We start from the raw sequence: 13,422 nt of genomic DNA on the forward strand, positions 1-13,422 counted from the left end.
AACAAAAAAAGTATCTTCGCTACCTATCATTAAACCAAAAAGACCAAACCTATGTTCAAACGCCTTTTTGATTTGCAGTGGAAATCCTTTTTCCGTTCCGCCTCTTTTAGTACGGGCATATGGATAAAGATTTTCATGGGCATTGGTGCCCTTTACTTTGCCATAATTTTTCTAGCCATGGGTTTTGGGGTCTTTTTCCTCATAGAAGAACAAGGCTTGGGAGACCCGTTACGGGTAGTGAACCAATACTTGATCTATTATTTGGCCTTTGATCTTGGGTTTAGGTATATGCTGCAAAAAATGCCGGTCACCAATATAAAGCCGTTATTGTACCTGCCCATGAAAAAAAGCCATGTCGTGCATTTTTCATTGGGCAAGACCATCGTTTCCTTTTTTAACTGGTCCCATGCGTTCTTCTTTATTCCGTTTAGTATCATTCTATTGACCAAAGACTACGGATTCCTAAATGTGCTGGGGTGGCATTTGGGCATCATTGCCTTGGTCTATGCCAATAATTTTATCAATGTGCTGGCTAACAACAAAGACACTGTTTTTGCCGTGTTTGCCGGAATCTTTGCCCTCTTGGGACTTTCCCACTATTATAATTGGTTTGATGTTACGCAGTATACCGCTCCCTTTTTTGATATGTTGTATGACATCCCCGTTACCGCCTTGATTCCTTGGGCAATTGCCCTAGCCTTATTCGTAAGTGCATTTAATTATTTTAAAAACAATATGTATCTGGATGCTGGTTTGGCAGCCAAAAAGGCCGAGGCAAAAACAGAGAACTTAGATTGGCTCAACCGTTTTGGCAATTTGGGCACCTTTCTAAAAAACGATATTAAGCTCATTAAAAGAAACAAGCGGTCCAGAACATCGGTCATTATGGGCTTCTTTTTTATTTTTTACGGACTACTTTTTTTCACAGGTGCCATTGAGGCCTATGACGGACCTTTTTGGCGAATTTTCGCCGGGATTTTTGTCACGGGGGGATTCTTGTTCAGTTTTGGCCAGTTTGTGCCAAGCTGGGACAGCAGTTACTACCCGCTCATGATGAGCCAAAACATTGCCTATCGGGAATACTTGGATTCTAAATGGTATTTAGTCATCATTGCCACCGTAATATCCACCTTTTTGGCCACTTTTTACCTATATTTTGGCTGGGAGGCCTATGCCGCCGTTTTGGTAGGGGCCATTTATAATATTGGCATCAATTCCTACTTGGTGCTATGGGGCGGGGCCTATATCAAAACGCCGATTGATCTTACTTCCAACAAAAAAGCGTTTGGGGACAAGCAATCCTTCAATGCAAAAACCATGCTGTTGTCCTTGCCCAAATTGTTGTTGCCCATGGTGATCTACGCCATAGGGCATTTTCTGGCAAGTCCGCTCGTTGGATACTTGTTGGTAGCGGCTACCGGGGTGCTGGGCTTTGCTTTTAAGAACAAGGTGTTTACCCTAATTGAAAAAATCTACAAAAAAGAAAAATATAAGACCCTTGCGGCCTACAAACAAAAAGCTTAACATGTTTAAGCCTGGAGCAATTAAAACTTAAACTATGATTTCAACATCCAATCTTTCTAAAACCTACGGTCAGCAAACCGTGTTACATATAGAGGAGCTTACCATCCCTAAAGGTCAAAGTTTTGGTCTGGTGGGGAACAACGGTGCTGGTAAGACCACCCTTTTTTCATTATTGTTGGATTTGATACAACCTACCACTGGCCATATAGAAAACAATGGCGTACGGGTAGACCAAAGTGAGGACTGGAAACCTTTTACGGCCGCTTTTATAGATGAAACCTTTTTGATCGGCTACCTAACGCCAGAGGAGTATTTCTATTTTATCGGGGAACTGCGTGGGAGGAACAAAGCAGATGTCAATGCCCTCTTGGCACAGTTCCAAGATTTCTTCCATGGGGAAATTTTGGGCCAAAAGAAATACCTGCGAGACCTCTCCAAGGGAAACCAAAAAAAAGTGGGTATCGTGGCCAGTTTTATCGGCAATCCAGAGGTGGTTATTTTGGACGAACCCTTTGCCAATTTGGACCCAACCACACAAATACGTCTAAAGGGAATCATTAAGGAACTGGCGCAAAAAGAGGGGGTGACGGTCTTGGTGTCCAGCCATGATCTACTTCACGTTACCGATGTTTGCGAACGGATAGTGGTATTGAACAAGGGGGAAATTGTGAAGGATATTCAGACATCCGCCCAAACATTAAAGGAGCTGGAAGCCTTTTTTGCGGGAGAGGAGCAGCTTTCTGCAATCCAACAGGAATGACGTTACATTTTCATCATGAATGGGGTGTCTTCCAAAAGCTGATGGCATACCTAGTTGTTCCTCTAATTTTTACCTTGGCAAAATCACCAAGGTAGCCAAAATAACACGAGGCTATTTCTTTAGATTACAATTTGTGCACTTTGCCGATGACTGCAATACTAAACAGGGCTTTTTTTAGTTATGCTAACTAGGAAAGATGATCGGATTGAAGCTTTACGTTAAACTTACGGTTACCGCTATCATTGGTTTGCTTGTTTTTAATGCCTGTTCGGTAAAAAAAGACAAGTTCATCAACCGCAATTGGCATGCCCTAAACACCAAGTACAATACCCTATACAATGGCAATATTGCCTTTGAAACCGGAAGGCAGGAGTTAAACGATGGTTACCGGGACGATTTCTGGGAAGTATTGCCCATAGAACGCCTAGAGGTCACCGACCAAATTAAACTGGACTCCGAAGACAACAATCCCAATTTTGTCCTGGCCGAGGAAAAAGCGACCAAAGCCATCCAGAAACATAGTATGGACATTAAGGATGAAGAGCGAAATCCGCAGACGGACGAGGCTTTTTTGCTATTGGGCAAGTCCCGATACTACGACGAACGCTACATACCTGCATTGGAATCATTTAATTATATCCTCAGAAAATATACCCAGAGTGATAAACTTAATGAAGCCACCATTTGGCGGGAAAAAACCAATATGCGCTTGGATAATCCAGAGTTGGCCATAAAAAACCTAAAGCGCCTTTTTAAGTTTGAAGAGCTCAAGGACCAAGAATATGCGGATGCCAGTGCCGTAATGGCCCAATGTTATCTGAATCTGAATCAGCTAGACACCACGATTCAAAAACTAAAAATTGCACAGAGCTACACCAAAAAAAACGAGGAGCGCGGAAGGTATTTGTTCATCATAGGGCAACTCTATAACCAATTGGGTCATAAGGACAGCGCCAACTATGCCTTTGACAAGGTAATCGCCCTAAACCGCAAATCTCCACGGGTCTACATGATCAATGCACACCTTAAAAAAATTAATAATATTGCCATAACGGAAAGTAATAAAGAAGAACTTTTGGAATACCTCACGGAACTGGAGGAAAATCGTGAGAACCGTCCTTTTTTGGATAAGATTTTTCATGAGATAGCCCAATTTCACCTTGCTGTGGGCTCAGATAGCTTGGCCATTGCCTATTATAACAAGTCTTTGCGTGCCACGGGACAGGACCAAAAGCTCAACGCCCGTAATTATGAAAATTTGGCCGAATATAATTTTGATCAAAACAAGTACAAAAAAGCAGGAGCGTATTACGATAGTGTTTTAACCAATTTGGCGGAGAATACTAAAAAGTACCGGGCCATTAAAAAGAAGTTTGACAACCTAGAGGACGTTATTAAGTATGAGGATATTGTGCAGCACGCAGACAGCGTGATCACCCTTTTTGAAATGCCGGTGGAAGATCGGGTCACCTACTTTGAGACCTTTATTTCAGAACTAAAGCGAAAAGACGCAGAAGCCCAAGCGGCAAAGGAAAAAAAGGCCAATGCCGGTTTTGCCGCCTTTGCCGAAAGTGCTGGTGGTAAGCAGAACAAGGGCAAATTTTATTTTTATAACGTTACCAGTTTGGGGTATGGGAAAACTCAGTTTAAAACCCGTTGGGGCAACAGGGAATTGGAGGATGACTGGCGATGGAGCAATAAAAACACCATTTCCATTTCAGAGGCAACTGGGGAGGCGATAACCGATGGCTCTGATGCCAATACACCTGCAGAAGAGGACGAAAAATATAATCTTGATTTCTATCTGTCCAAAATACCCAGGGATGCCATTGTGGTGGACAGCCTAAGGGGTGAGCGTAATTTTGCCAATTACCAATTAGGTTTGATCTACAAGGAAAAATTCAAGGAAAACCTTTTGGCAGCCGGTAAATTAGAGCGGGTACTGGCGGAGAATCCTGAGGAGCGCCTAGTGCTTCCATCTAAATACAATTTATATAAAATTTATGAGGAGGTAGGAAGTCCACTGGCCTTGGAAGTAAAACAGAACATCATCAATCAGCACCCAAATACGCGTTATGCAGAGATATTGCTAAATCCGCAGGCGGTGCTTGACAATGCCACGGATAGTCCGGAAAAACGCTACAAGGAGCTCTTTAGGCGCTATGAGAACCAAGAGTTCTTAAAGGTGATCACAGAATCCCAAGAGTACATTAACAAATTTACGGGCGATCCCATAGTGCCTAAATTTGAAATGCTCAAAGCCAATGCCATTGGACGCTTGCAGGGTTTTGAACCCTTTAAGGAGGCATTAAATTATGTGGCGTTGACCTATCCCAACAATCCAGAAGGCAAAAAGGCAGAGCAAATAGTAGCGGATCAATTGCCCAAATTGGCCAAAAAGGAATTTTCCCCCGAAACAGGTTCTTCTGGCACAGGAAACTGGAAGGTGGTCTTCCCCTTTAAAAGAAAGGACGATGACAAGGCCGAAAAGCTTAAAAAGCGCTTAGAAGAGTCCATAGAAGAATTAAAATATAAAAATAAGATTTCCAAGGATATTTACTCTTTGGAGGACCAATTTGTGGTGGTACATGGCTTTAAATCAAAAGATTTTGCCCTGGGCTACGCAGAACTCATAAAAAAGAATAAGGACTACCGGATTAAGGACGAGAATTTTGTAGTTTTATCTTCTAACTATCAAATTGTCCTGGTTCATAAGAATTTAGACGATTATATAGCACAACAATTAACCCCAAAACCGTGAGCAATATGTTTTCAGACAAAAACAGACCTATGGAAAGCTTTGGCGGACAGCCAAACAGAATTGAAAAGAACACCGTAATCAAAGGTGATATTACATCCCAGGCCGATTTTCGTATAGATGGAAAATTGGAAGGTAATGTAAAGACCTCTGGCAAAGTGGTCATTGGCAAGGATGGCTTGATCAAGGGCAAGGTAGAATGTGTCAATGCCGATATTGAAGGTAACTTTAATGGGGAGCTGTATGTGTCAGAGCTATTATCGTTAAAAAGCGCCGCCAAGATTGAGGGTACGGTCAATGTTTCAAAACTTGCCGTTGAACCGGGCGCCACCTTTAATGCGTCCTGTACCATGGGCAAGGGAATGCCCGCGGCAACCCACAAAATGCAGCCGAACAAAGTGAATGAGCCAGCAAAAGTCTCCTAGGAAGAAACCCTTAAATAGCTATGCGCGGTTTTCAGGAATTGCCTTTCAGATGGTAGCCATTATCGGAGGGGGCACCTATTTAGGCGTGTATTTGGATAAAAAATATCCAAATAAACACGCAATGTATACGGTGATTTGCGCTCTAGGTTCCGTGCTCATTTCCATTTACTTTGTGGTAAGGCAAATTATTAAAATGTCCAAACGGAATCCATGACTTCCCCATCCTTTAGAAAAAGACAACGCGCTTTTATCCTCCAGCTTGCAGTTCTTGGTGCAGTGCTTTTTCTTTTACATTCCTATCTACTGTCCTCCCTTGCTCCAGACAGCATCTTTGTGATTCCCATCTGGCAGGTATACCTGTTCCATGTGATTACGGTGTTGCTGGTATATGGAATTATCAATTACCGGTATACTATGGGCAAGACCCAAGTATTCAATGCCTTTATAGTGCTGATGGTTTTAAAAATGGTCTTGGTTGTTGTTTTTCTCTTGCCTTTGTTCCTCTCGGACGTGGGCCATAAGATTGGCGATGCCGTTAATTTTTTCATCCCATATTTTATCTTTTTGGCTTTTGAAGTTTTTAGTATTACCAGCTTTTTGCAGAGTGATGAGCCGTGTTGATTTAATCTTTGTCAATTCATTTAATGTCCTTACATTTGCAGCGAATTTTTAGAGCGGTATTTCTAAGACACGGTACGCATGCAAATAAGCACTTTTAAGAAAGTATTTTTAGGACTTCTACTGGCACTTCCCCTTGCAACCTTCGCTAGTGATGAAAGCGACACCAAAGCGGATAAAAAATTTGACCCCAATGAAATGATCATGCACCACGTTAAGGACGCGCATGAATTCCATATCATTGATAATAAGGACAAACCAATATCAATTCCCTTGCCTATTATTTTATGGACGGACAACGGTCTGGTTTCATTCATGTCAAGTGAATTCCATCATGATGATGAAGGCAAAGTAGTGGTGGAAAAGGAAGGAAGCCGCTTTGTAAAATATCATGAAAAAATCTTTCAGTTGGAAGAAGGTGCCACTGCTTTGCTTTTTGATGAAAAGCACAACCCCACCAACGCAAGCAAGCCTTTGGATTTCTCCATCACCAGAAACGTATTTATGATGTGGGTATCTGTGTTGGTGTTGCTGTTTATTTTTATTTCTGCGGCAAGGGTGTACAAAAAGTCCGATAGTAAAGTGCCCACAGGTATTGCTGGGTTTGTGGAGCCGTTGATTGTTTTTGTTCGTGATGAGATAGCAAGGCCCATGATCGGGGAGCATAAGTACAAAAAGTACATGCCCTATTTATTGACCATCTTTTTCTTTATATGGATCAATAATATTTTTGGTTTGATACCTATATTAAACGGTGCCAACCTAAGTGGAAATATAGCATTTACCCTAACCCTTGCGGTATTTACCTTTATCATCACAACCTTTAGCGGAAACAAGAACTATTGGAAGCATATTTTCTGGATGCCGGGCGTTCCAGTTCCTATGAAACTATTTTTGATGCCCATAGAGCTCATCGGTATTTTTACCAAGCCCATTTCGTTGATGATCCGTTTGTTTGCGAACATTACGGCAGGCCACATTATCATATTGGCGTTAATGTCATTGATTTTTATTTTTGAAACGGTTTGGGTTTCCCCTATCTCTGTTTTGTTTTCATTGTTTATTACGGTAATTGAAATTGTCGTAACGGCAATTCAAGCTTATATATTCACCATATTGTCCGCCCTTTATTTTGGTATGGCAACAGAAGAAGAACATCATTAATTTAAATTTTGTACTATGACTATTTATGGAATCGCAGCTATTGGAGCTGGTTTAGCCGCTATCGGAGCTGGTGTTGGTATTGGTAACATCGGTGGAAGGGCTATGGAAGCTATGGCGCGCCAGCCAGAAATGCACGGAAAGATTCAGTCTTCTGCGCTTATTCTTGCGGCCTTCGTTGAGGCAGTAGCGTTATTTGGTGTGGTTGTTGCTTTGTTGCAAGCCGCTCCAGCCGCTTAAGTGTTTTAAGGTGCAGAAGTAACGGTTGGTTGCTTCTGCCCCTTTTTAAGGTAGTCTAATACAAGAATTACATCAGTTAAAACAGTATACAATGGATTTAGTACAACCAGGGTTTGGATTGGTCTTTTGGACAGCGATAACATTTTTAATTCTGTTGTTCATTTTAAGAAAGTTTGCATGGAGACCCATTTTAGGGGCCGTAAGCGAGCGGGAGGAATCAATTAAAAGTGCATTACAGTCTGCCGAGGAGGCCAAGAAAGAAATGCAGAACCTCCAGGCAGATAATGAAAGAATCTTAAAAGAGGCCCGCGCAGAACGGGATGCCCTGCTCAAGGAAGCAAGGGAACTTAAAGACGGGATTATATCGGATGCCAAGGAACAGGCAAAAGCTGAGGGCGATAAAATGTTAAAGCAGGCACAAGCGGCCATAGAGAGCGAAAAGAAAGCCGCCGTAGCCGAAATTAAGGCACAAGTTGCCACCCTATCCGTAGACATTGCAGAAAAAGTGATCAAAGAAGAGTTGTCCGACAAAACCAAGCAATTGAAACTTGTGGAAGATATGTTGGGAGACATCAAATTAAATTAACCCATGAACGAAGCTAGAGCTGCCATACGCTATGCAAAAGCAACCTTGGATTATGCCGTAGAGCAAAAAGCCGCCGCCAAGGTGGAGGCAGATATGCGCAATATCGCCGATGTCATTGCCGGAAATGCGGAGCTTCAGGGTATCATTGCAAGCCCTGTGGTCAAAACAACGGGCAAGAAGGCCGCATTGGAAGAAATTTTTAAGGGCAGCCACCAGATTACCTTGGGATTGATCAATACCCTTAAAGAAAACAAGCGTATTGAAATGCTCCAAGAAGTGGCCTATAAGTATATTGTCCTTTTTGAAAAGATGAAAGGTGAAGACGTGGCCTATGTCACTTCTGCGGTGCCTTTAACGGCCGAGTTGGAAAAGAAAATATTGGCGCAGGTAAAGAAGATCACCGGGAACAGTGTTAGCATAGAGAACAAGATTGACGAAAATATTGTAGGTGGTTTTATCCTTAGGGTGGGAGATTTACAATACGATGCCAGTGTAGCGAGCAAACTCAACGGTTTAAAACGAGAATTTACAAACAGTCTATAATTACTAAAGAGATGGTTTGACGTCTCACGTCTCACCTCTCATGTCTTATACTAAAGAAAATGGCAGGAGTAAAAGCAGCTGAGGTCTCAGCAATATTAAAAAAGCAATTATCAGGGTATGAAGCATCGGCTTCGCTAGATGAAGTGGGTACCGTACTCCAAGTAGGGGATGGTATCGCTAGGGTCTATGGGTTACAGAATGTCCAATACGGCGAGCTGGTAGAGTTTGAAGGCGGCCTTAAAGGTATCGTTTTAAACTTGGAAGAAGACAATGTAGGGGTGGTGTTATTGAGTCCATCCAGAGACGTTAGGGAGGGCTCCGTGGTCAAAAGAACCCAGACCATTGCTTCCATCAACGTTGGTGAGGGCATTGTAGGACGTGTGGTAAATACCTTGGGCGTTCCTATCGATGGCAAGGGCCCTATCTCAGGGGATACGTATGAAATGCCGTTGGAACGCAAGGCACCTGGGGTTATTTTCCGTGAGCCGGTTACAGAACCATTGCAAACAGGTATCAAGGCAATCGATGCGATGATTCCGGTAGGCCGTGGCCAAAGGGAATTGGTTATTGGTGACCGCCAGACCGGTAAGACTACGGTGTGTATCGATACCATTCTAAACCAAAAAGAATTTTACGATGCCGGTGAGCCCGTATATTGTATTTATGTGGCCATCGGACAAAAGGCGTCCACGGTAGCGGGTATAGCACAAGTGTTGGAAGATAAAGGAGCTTTGGCCTATACCACCATAGTTGCCGCCAACGCATCCGATCCTGCACCTATGCAGGTATATGCCCCTTTTGCAGGTGCTGCCATTGGAGAGTACTTTAGGGATACGGGTCGCCCAGCATTGATTATTTATGATGATCTGTCCAAACAAGCGGTAGCCTACCGTGAGGTATCCCTTTTGTTAAGAAGGCCACCGGGACGTGAGGCCTACCCTGGTGACGTTTTCTATCTACACTCCAGATTGTTGGAGCGTTCTGCAAAGGTGATAGATGATGATACCATTGCGAAGGATATGAACGACTTACCAGACGTGCTCAAGCCTATGGTAAAAGGGGGAGGGTCTTTAACGGCTTTGCCCATCATTGAAACACAGGCGGGTGACGTATCGGCATATATACCTACCAACGTTATTTCCATTACGGATGGTCAGATATTCTTAGAGCAAGATTTGTTCAACCAAGGGGTTCGGCCAGCCATCAACGTGGGAATTTCAGTATCCCGTGTAGGGGGTAATGCGCAGATCAAAGCAATGAAAAAAGTTGCGGGAACTTTAAAATTGGACCAGGCACAGTTCCGTGAGTTGGAAGCTTTCGCCAAATTTGGTTCCGATTTGGATGCCGCCACCTTAAACGTCATAGAAAAAGGAAGACGTAACGTAGAAATCTTAAAGCAGGCACAAAACCATCCTTTTACCGTAGAAGACCAGGTAGCCATTATTTTTGCAGGTTCTAAAAACTTGTTAAGGTACGTACCTGTTGAAAAGGTAAAAGAATTTGAAAGGGACTTTTTAGAGTTTATGAACGCCAAGCATAGAGGGGTTCTGGACACCATAAAATCTGGAAAACTGACCGATGAGGTGACCGATACACTAATAGCGGTTTGTAAGGATCTTTCTTCTAAATATAATTAAGAGTTATGAGTGCAGAGTTATGGGCAGGTTGAATGATAGTCCAATACGGATAAAAAGCTTTCAGTTTGCCTGTAATATTGTTTTGTACTGTGATTCTTTAAAGGAAAATAAAGATTTTGCGTTAGCCTCTCAACTTGTAAGAAGTGGAACCAGTATTGGAGCTAATACTAGAGAAACCCAAAGAGAGGTGAGCACAAAGGATTTTAAGAATAAGTTTGGTATAGCTCTAAAAGAAGCAGATGAAACCATGTATTGGTTAGAAATTTTAGAAGCGACTGGAAGAAAAGTACCTAAAGAAATGAAGAACAATTGTGAAGAGTTAATTAGAACTTTAGTGGCAATTATTAAAAACTCTTAACTCAATCACTTTTAACTCATAACTTGAAAAAATGGCCAATCTTAAGGAAATAAGAAATAGGATAGCGTCGGTTTCATCTACCATGCAGATTACCAGTGCCATGAAAATGGTTTCTGCTGCAAAATTAAAAAAGGCGCAAGATGCCATTACGGCGATGAGACCTTATTCTGATAAGCTAACGGAATTATTGCAAGGCCTCAGTGCCAGTTTGGACGGCGAAGCCGGCAGTAAGTTTACGGATAACCGTGTGGTCCATAAAGTGCTTGTTGTGGCCATAACCTCCAATCGTGGACTATGTGGCGCCTTTAACACCAATATATTAAAGCAATGTGCCGTTCTATCCGCCAAATATGAAGGGAAGCAGGTAGATTTTATGGCCATTGGCAAGAAAGCCAATGATATCTTGGCAAAGAAAAGTGCCGTGATAGCCAACCATAGTGACATTTACGAGGATTTAACATTTGAGAATGCCGCTAAAATTGCGGAGGATTTAATGTTGAAATTTACCTCTGGGGAGTATGATAAAATAGAATTGGTCTACAACAAATTCAAGAATGCCGCTACCCAAATTGTAATGACAGAGCAGTTTTTACCATTGGTTCCCGTTGAAGGTGATACCAGCGTGGCATCAGACTACATCTTTGAACCCTCAAAACCTGAGATTGTGGAACAATTGATTCCAAAATCGCTAAAAACACAATTGTTCAAAGGGATACGTGATTCCTTTGCCAGTGAGCACGGCGCCCGTATGACCGCTATGCACAAGGCAACGGATAACGCGACAGAATTAAGGGACCAATTAAAGCTAACGTACAACAAAGCCCGTCAGGCCGCAATTACCAACGAGATTTTGGAAATTGTTGGTGGTGCAGAGGCATTGAACAATTAGGAGGCTTAATCGCTTTATTTATCCATTAACCTAAATATTTAGCCTTGCATACTATGCAAGGCTTCTTTTTTTGTCCCATTTTTGCCAAGCAATGAAAAGCAAAAAAACCGCCTTATTATTTATCTTCATTACCGTTTTGGTAGATGTCATTGGGATTGGCATTATTCTGCCCATTATCCCGGACTTTATTATGGAATTAACCGGTGAGGGCAATGCAACGGCCGTGATTTACGGTATGTGGTTAACTACCGCTTTTGCGGGCATGCAGTTCCTGTTTTCCCCGGTCATGGGTGAAATTTCTGACAGGTTTGGGCGCAAGCCCATTTTATTGTTATCGCTTTTGGGATTGAGCATTGATTATTTGATACACGCTTGGGCCCCAACCATTTTGTGGTTGTTTATCGGTAGGTTTTTGGCCGGTATTACGGGGGCAAGTTTTACCGTCGCAACCGCGTATATAGCAGATATCAGTACTCTGCAGGAAAAGGCCAAAAATTTTGGATTAATAGGTGCTGCATTTGGATTAGGGTTTATCATAGGGCCGGGCATTGGCGGCTTTTTTGGAGAGATGGATATTAGACTGCCTTTTTATATTGCCGCGGCACTCACCTTTGCCAATTTTTTGTTTGGATGGTTAGTGGTGCCAGAATCCTTGTCCAAAGAGAATAGAAGGCCTATAAACGCGGTTAAAATGATTCCGGGGGTGTCTCTTATGGCACTTAGGAACTATCAAGGGGTCTTGTTACTGATTTTGGCATTTTTTCTTGCCAACCTTGCAGGACAGGCATTGCCCTCTGTATGGTCTTATTTCACCATAGAGCGTTTTGACTGGAACCCCAAACAAATTGGGCTTTCCTTGGTCGTGGTAGGCCTTTTAGTGGCTGTTGTACAAGGCTTTTTGGTAGGTAAGGTAGTGGCTTGGTTTGGTAAACGTAAGGTGGTTACTTTTGGTTTTTTGCTGTGGACTTTTGGGATGTTCCTCTTTTCATTGGCAGATGAGCCATGGATGCTTTACGCATTTTTGATACCTTACGCCCTAGGGGGTGTCGCAGGTCCTACGGTACAGGGAATAATTTCCAATCAGGTATCCCAAAAAGAACAGGGCATTTTACAGGGTTCCATTACCAGTTTGGTAAGCATCACCGCTATTTTAGGGCAACTTATTTTTGCTCCCGTATTCTCTTACTTTATCCGTCCAGAATCCACTTTATATTATCCGGGCGCACCCTATGCACTGGCGGCCCTATTGTTGGCCGTTGCCTTTGTGTTTGCTACCATTGCCATGAAGCGAATTACCCTTAAAGAGCACCCTGTAACCGAAGTATAACGTAACTTTGGCACTAAATTTGGTTTCCTATCTTTACCATATGTAAATTATTCACATGAAAGCTATAGCCTATACGCTGCTTGCGGCACTTTTTTCATTATCCGCTTGCAAATCACAAAAAAATCATATGACAGAAGCTCCGTTGCAAATAGGTGAGGCCAGCAGTCAACGCTGGATGGGAGGCCGTGCAGAAAGCGGCTCCGGAACTATTTTAGAAATTCCCTTAACTGCAGAAATGCCCAATGGACTGGAATTAAAACAAGCCTTCTTTAGGGACAAAATAGCCGATGTGAGGCTCAAGACCCAAAACGGACAAGCAGTGTTAACTGCCAATTTTAGAAATGTTTCGCTTGATAAGCCAGATATTATCATGCATGCCGACCCAAAACAGGAGGTTGGTAACCAGCCACCTACCCCTAAAGGGAAGTTCCCTTTTAAACTAGCAGATGATGAATGTATGATCAGTTATATGGATGGAGATACCGTAAAATACTTCAAAATACAAGGTGTCAAAGAGAAAAAAGCTCGGATGTACCAATAATCGTTTTCTGTTTTCTATCATTTAAAAGGAACACAAGTAGTTCATTTACTACCTT

General features: G+C 42.5%; 15 protein-coding genes. All 15 read left to right on the plus strand.

Going from position 1 to position 13,422, the window contains the following annotated elements:
* Window positions 1-51: 51 nt before the first annotated feature.
* Window positions 52-1,524 carry a DUF5687 family protein gene (locus tag I595_RS13490; RefSeq protein WP_054559957.1) on the plus strand — a complete coding sequence of 491 codons (1,473 nt, stop codon included), beginning with the start codon at window positions 52-54 and terminating at the stop codon, window positions 1,522-1,524.
* 34 nt (window positions 1,525-1,558) lie between these two features.
* Window positions 1,559-2,284 (plus strand): ABC transporter ATP-binding protein, encoded by a 726-nt coding sequence (locus tag I595_RS13495; protein ID WP_054559958.1) that lies wholly within the window; start codon window positions 1,559-1,561, stop codon window positions 2,282-2,284.
* Between the two features lie 196 nt (window positions 2,285-2,480).
* On the plus strand, window positions 2,481-5,045 hold the full coding sequence (gene porW / locus I595_RS13500; protein WP_245628290.1) for a type IX secretion system periplasmic lipoprotein PorW/SprE: 2,565 nt from the start codon (window positions 2,481-2,483) through the stop codon (window positions 5,043-5,045).
* A 5-nt stretch (window positions 5,046-5,050) separates the two neighbouring features.
* Complete coding sequence (locus I595_RS13505) at window positions 5,051-5,467, plus strand: bactofilin family protein (RefSeq protein ID WP_054559959.1); 417 nt, start codon at window positions 5,051-5,053, stop codon at window positions 5,465-5,467.
* Window positions 5,445-5,681 (plus strand): AtpZ/AtpI family protein, encoded by a 237-nt coding sequence (locus I595_RS17195; protein WP_083467605.1) that lies wholly within the window; start codon window positions 5,445-5,447, stop codon window positions 5,679-5,681. Before I595_RS13505 ends, I595_RS17195 begins: the two co-directional genes overlap by 23 nt.
* Window positions 5,678-6,088 carry a hypothetical protein gene (locus I595_RS13510; protein WP_054559960.1) on the plus strand — a complete coding sequence of 137 codons (411 nt, stop codon included), beginning with the start codon at window positions 5,678-5,680 and terminating at the stop codon, window positions 6,086-6,088. The genes I595_RS17195 and I595_RS13510 overlap by 4 nt, the downstream gene beginning before the upstream one ends.
* Before the next feature lie 78 nt (window positions 6,089-6,166).
* The gene (atpB, locus tag I595_RS13515; protein WP_054559961.1) at window positions 6,167-7,249 is read left to right on the plus strand and encodes a F0F1 ATP synthase subunit A; all 1,083 of its coding nucleotides are present in this window, start codon (window positions 6,167-6,169) and stop codon (window positions 7,247-7,249) included.
* Window positions 7,250-7,264: 15 nt separating this feature from the next.
* Window positions 7,265-7,486 (plus strand): ATP synthase F0 subunit C, encoded by a 222-nt coding sequence (gene atpE / locus I595_RS13520; protein WP_054559962.1) that lies wholly within the window; start codon window positions 7,265-7,267, stop codon window positions 7,484-7,486.
* 91 nt (window positions 7,487-7,577) lie between these two features.
* Entirely contained in the window at window positions 7,578-8,072 is a 495-nt protein-coding gene (locus I595_RS13525; protein WP_054559963.1) for a F0F1 ATP synthase subunit B, read from the plus strand.
* Window positions 8,073-8,075: 3 nt separating this feature from the next.
* Window positions 8,076-8,615: an ATP synthase F1 subunit delta gene (gene atpH / locus I595_RS13530; protein WP_054559964.1), complete on the plus strand. Its 540-nt coding sequence runs from the start codon at window positions 8,076-8,078 to the stop codon at window positions 8,613-8,615.
* 59 nt (window positions 8,616-8,674) lie between these two features.
* On the plus strand, window positions 8,675-10,252 hold the full coding sequence (gene atpA, locus I595_RS13535; RefSeq protein WP_054559965.1) for a F0F1 ATP synthase subunit alpha: 1,578 nt from the start codon (window positions 8,675-8,677) through the stop codon (window positions 10,250-10,252).
* A gap of 19 nt (window positions 10,253-10,271) precedes the next feature.
* The gene (locus tag I595_RS13540; protein WP_054559966.1) at window positions 10,272-10,610 is read left to right on the plus strand and encodes a four helix bundle protein; all 339 of its coding nucleotides are present in this window, start codon (window positions 10,272-10,274) and stop codon (window positions 10,608-10,610) included.
* 31 nt (window positions 10,611-10,641) lie between these two features.
* Entirely contained in the window at window positions 10,642-11,499 is an 858-nt protein-coding gene (gene atpG / locus I595_RS13545; protein ID WP_054559967.1) for an ATP synthase F1 subunit gamma, read from the plus strand.
* 91 nt (window positions 11,500-11,590) lie between these two features.
* Window positions 11,591-12,826, plus strand: coding sequence for an MFS transporter (locus I595_RS13550; protein WP_054559968.1), 1,236 nt, complete (start codon window positions 11,591-11,593; stop codon window positions 12,824-12,826).
* A gap of 55 nt (window positions 12,827-12,881) precedes the next feature.
* Window positions 12,882-13,367, plus strand: coding sequence for a hypothetical protein (locus tag I595_RS13555; RefSeq protein ID WP_054559969.1), 486 nt, complete (start codon window positions 12,882-12,884; stop codon window positions 13,365-13,367).
* Window positions 13,368-13,422 lie beyond the last annotated feature (55 nt).

This window comes from Croceitalea dokdonensis DOKDO 023, from assembly GCF_001306415.1.
Lineage (GTDB): Bacteria > Bacteroidota > Bacteroidia > Flavobacteriales > Flavobacteriaceae > Croceitalea > Croceitalea dokdonensis.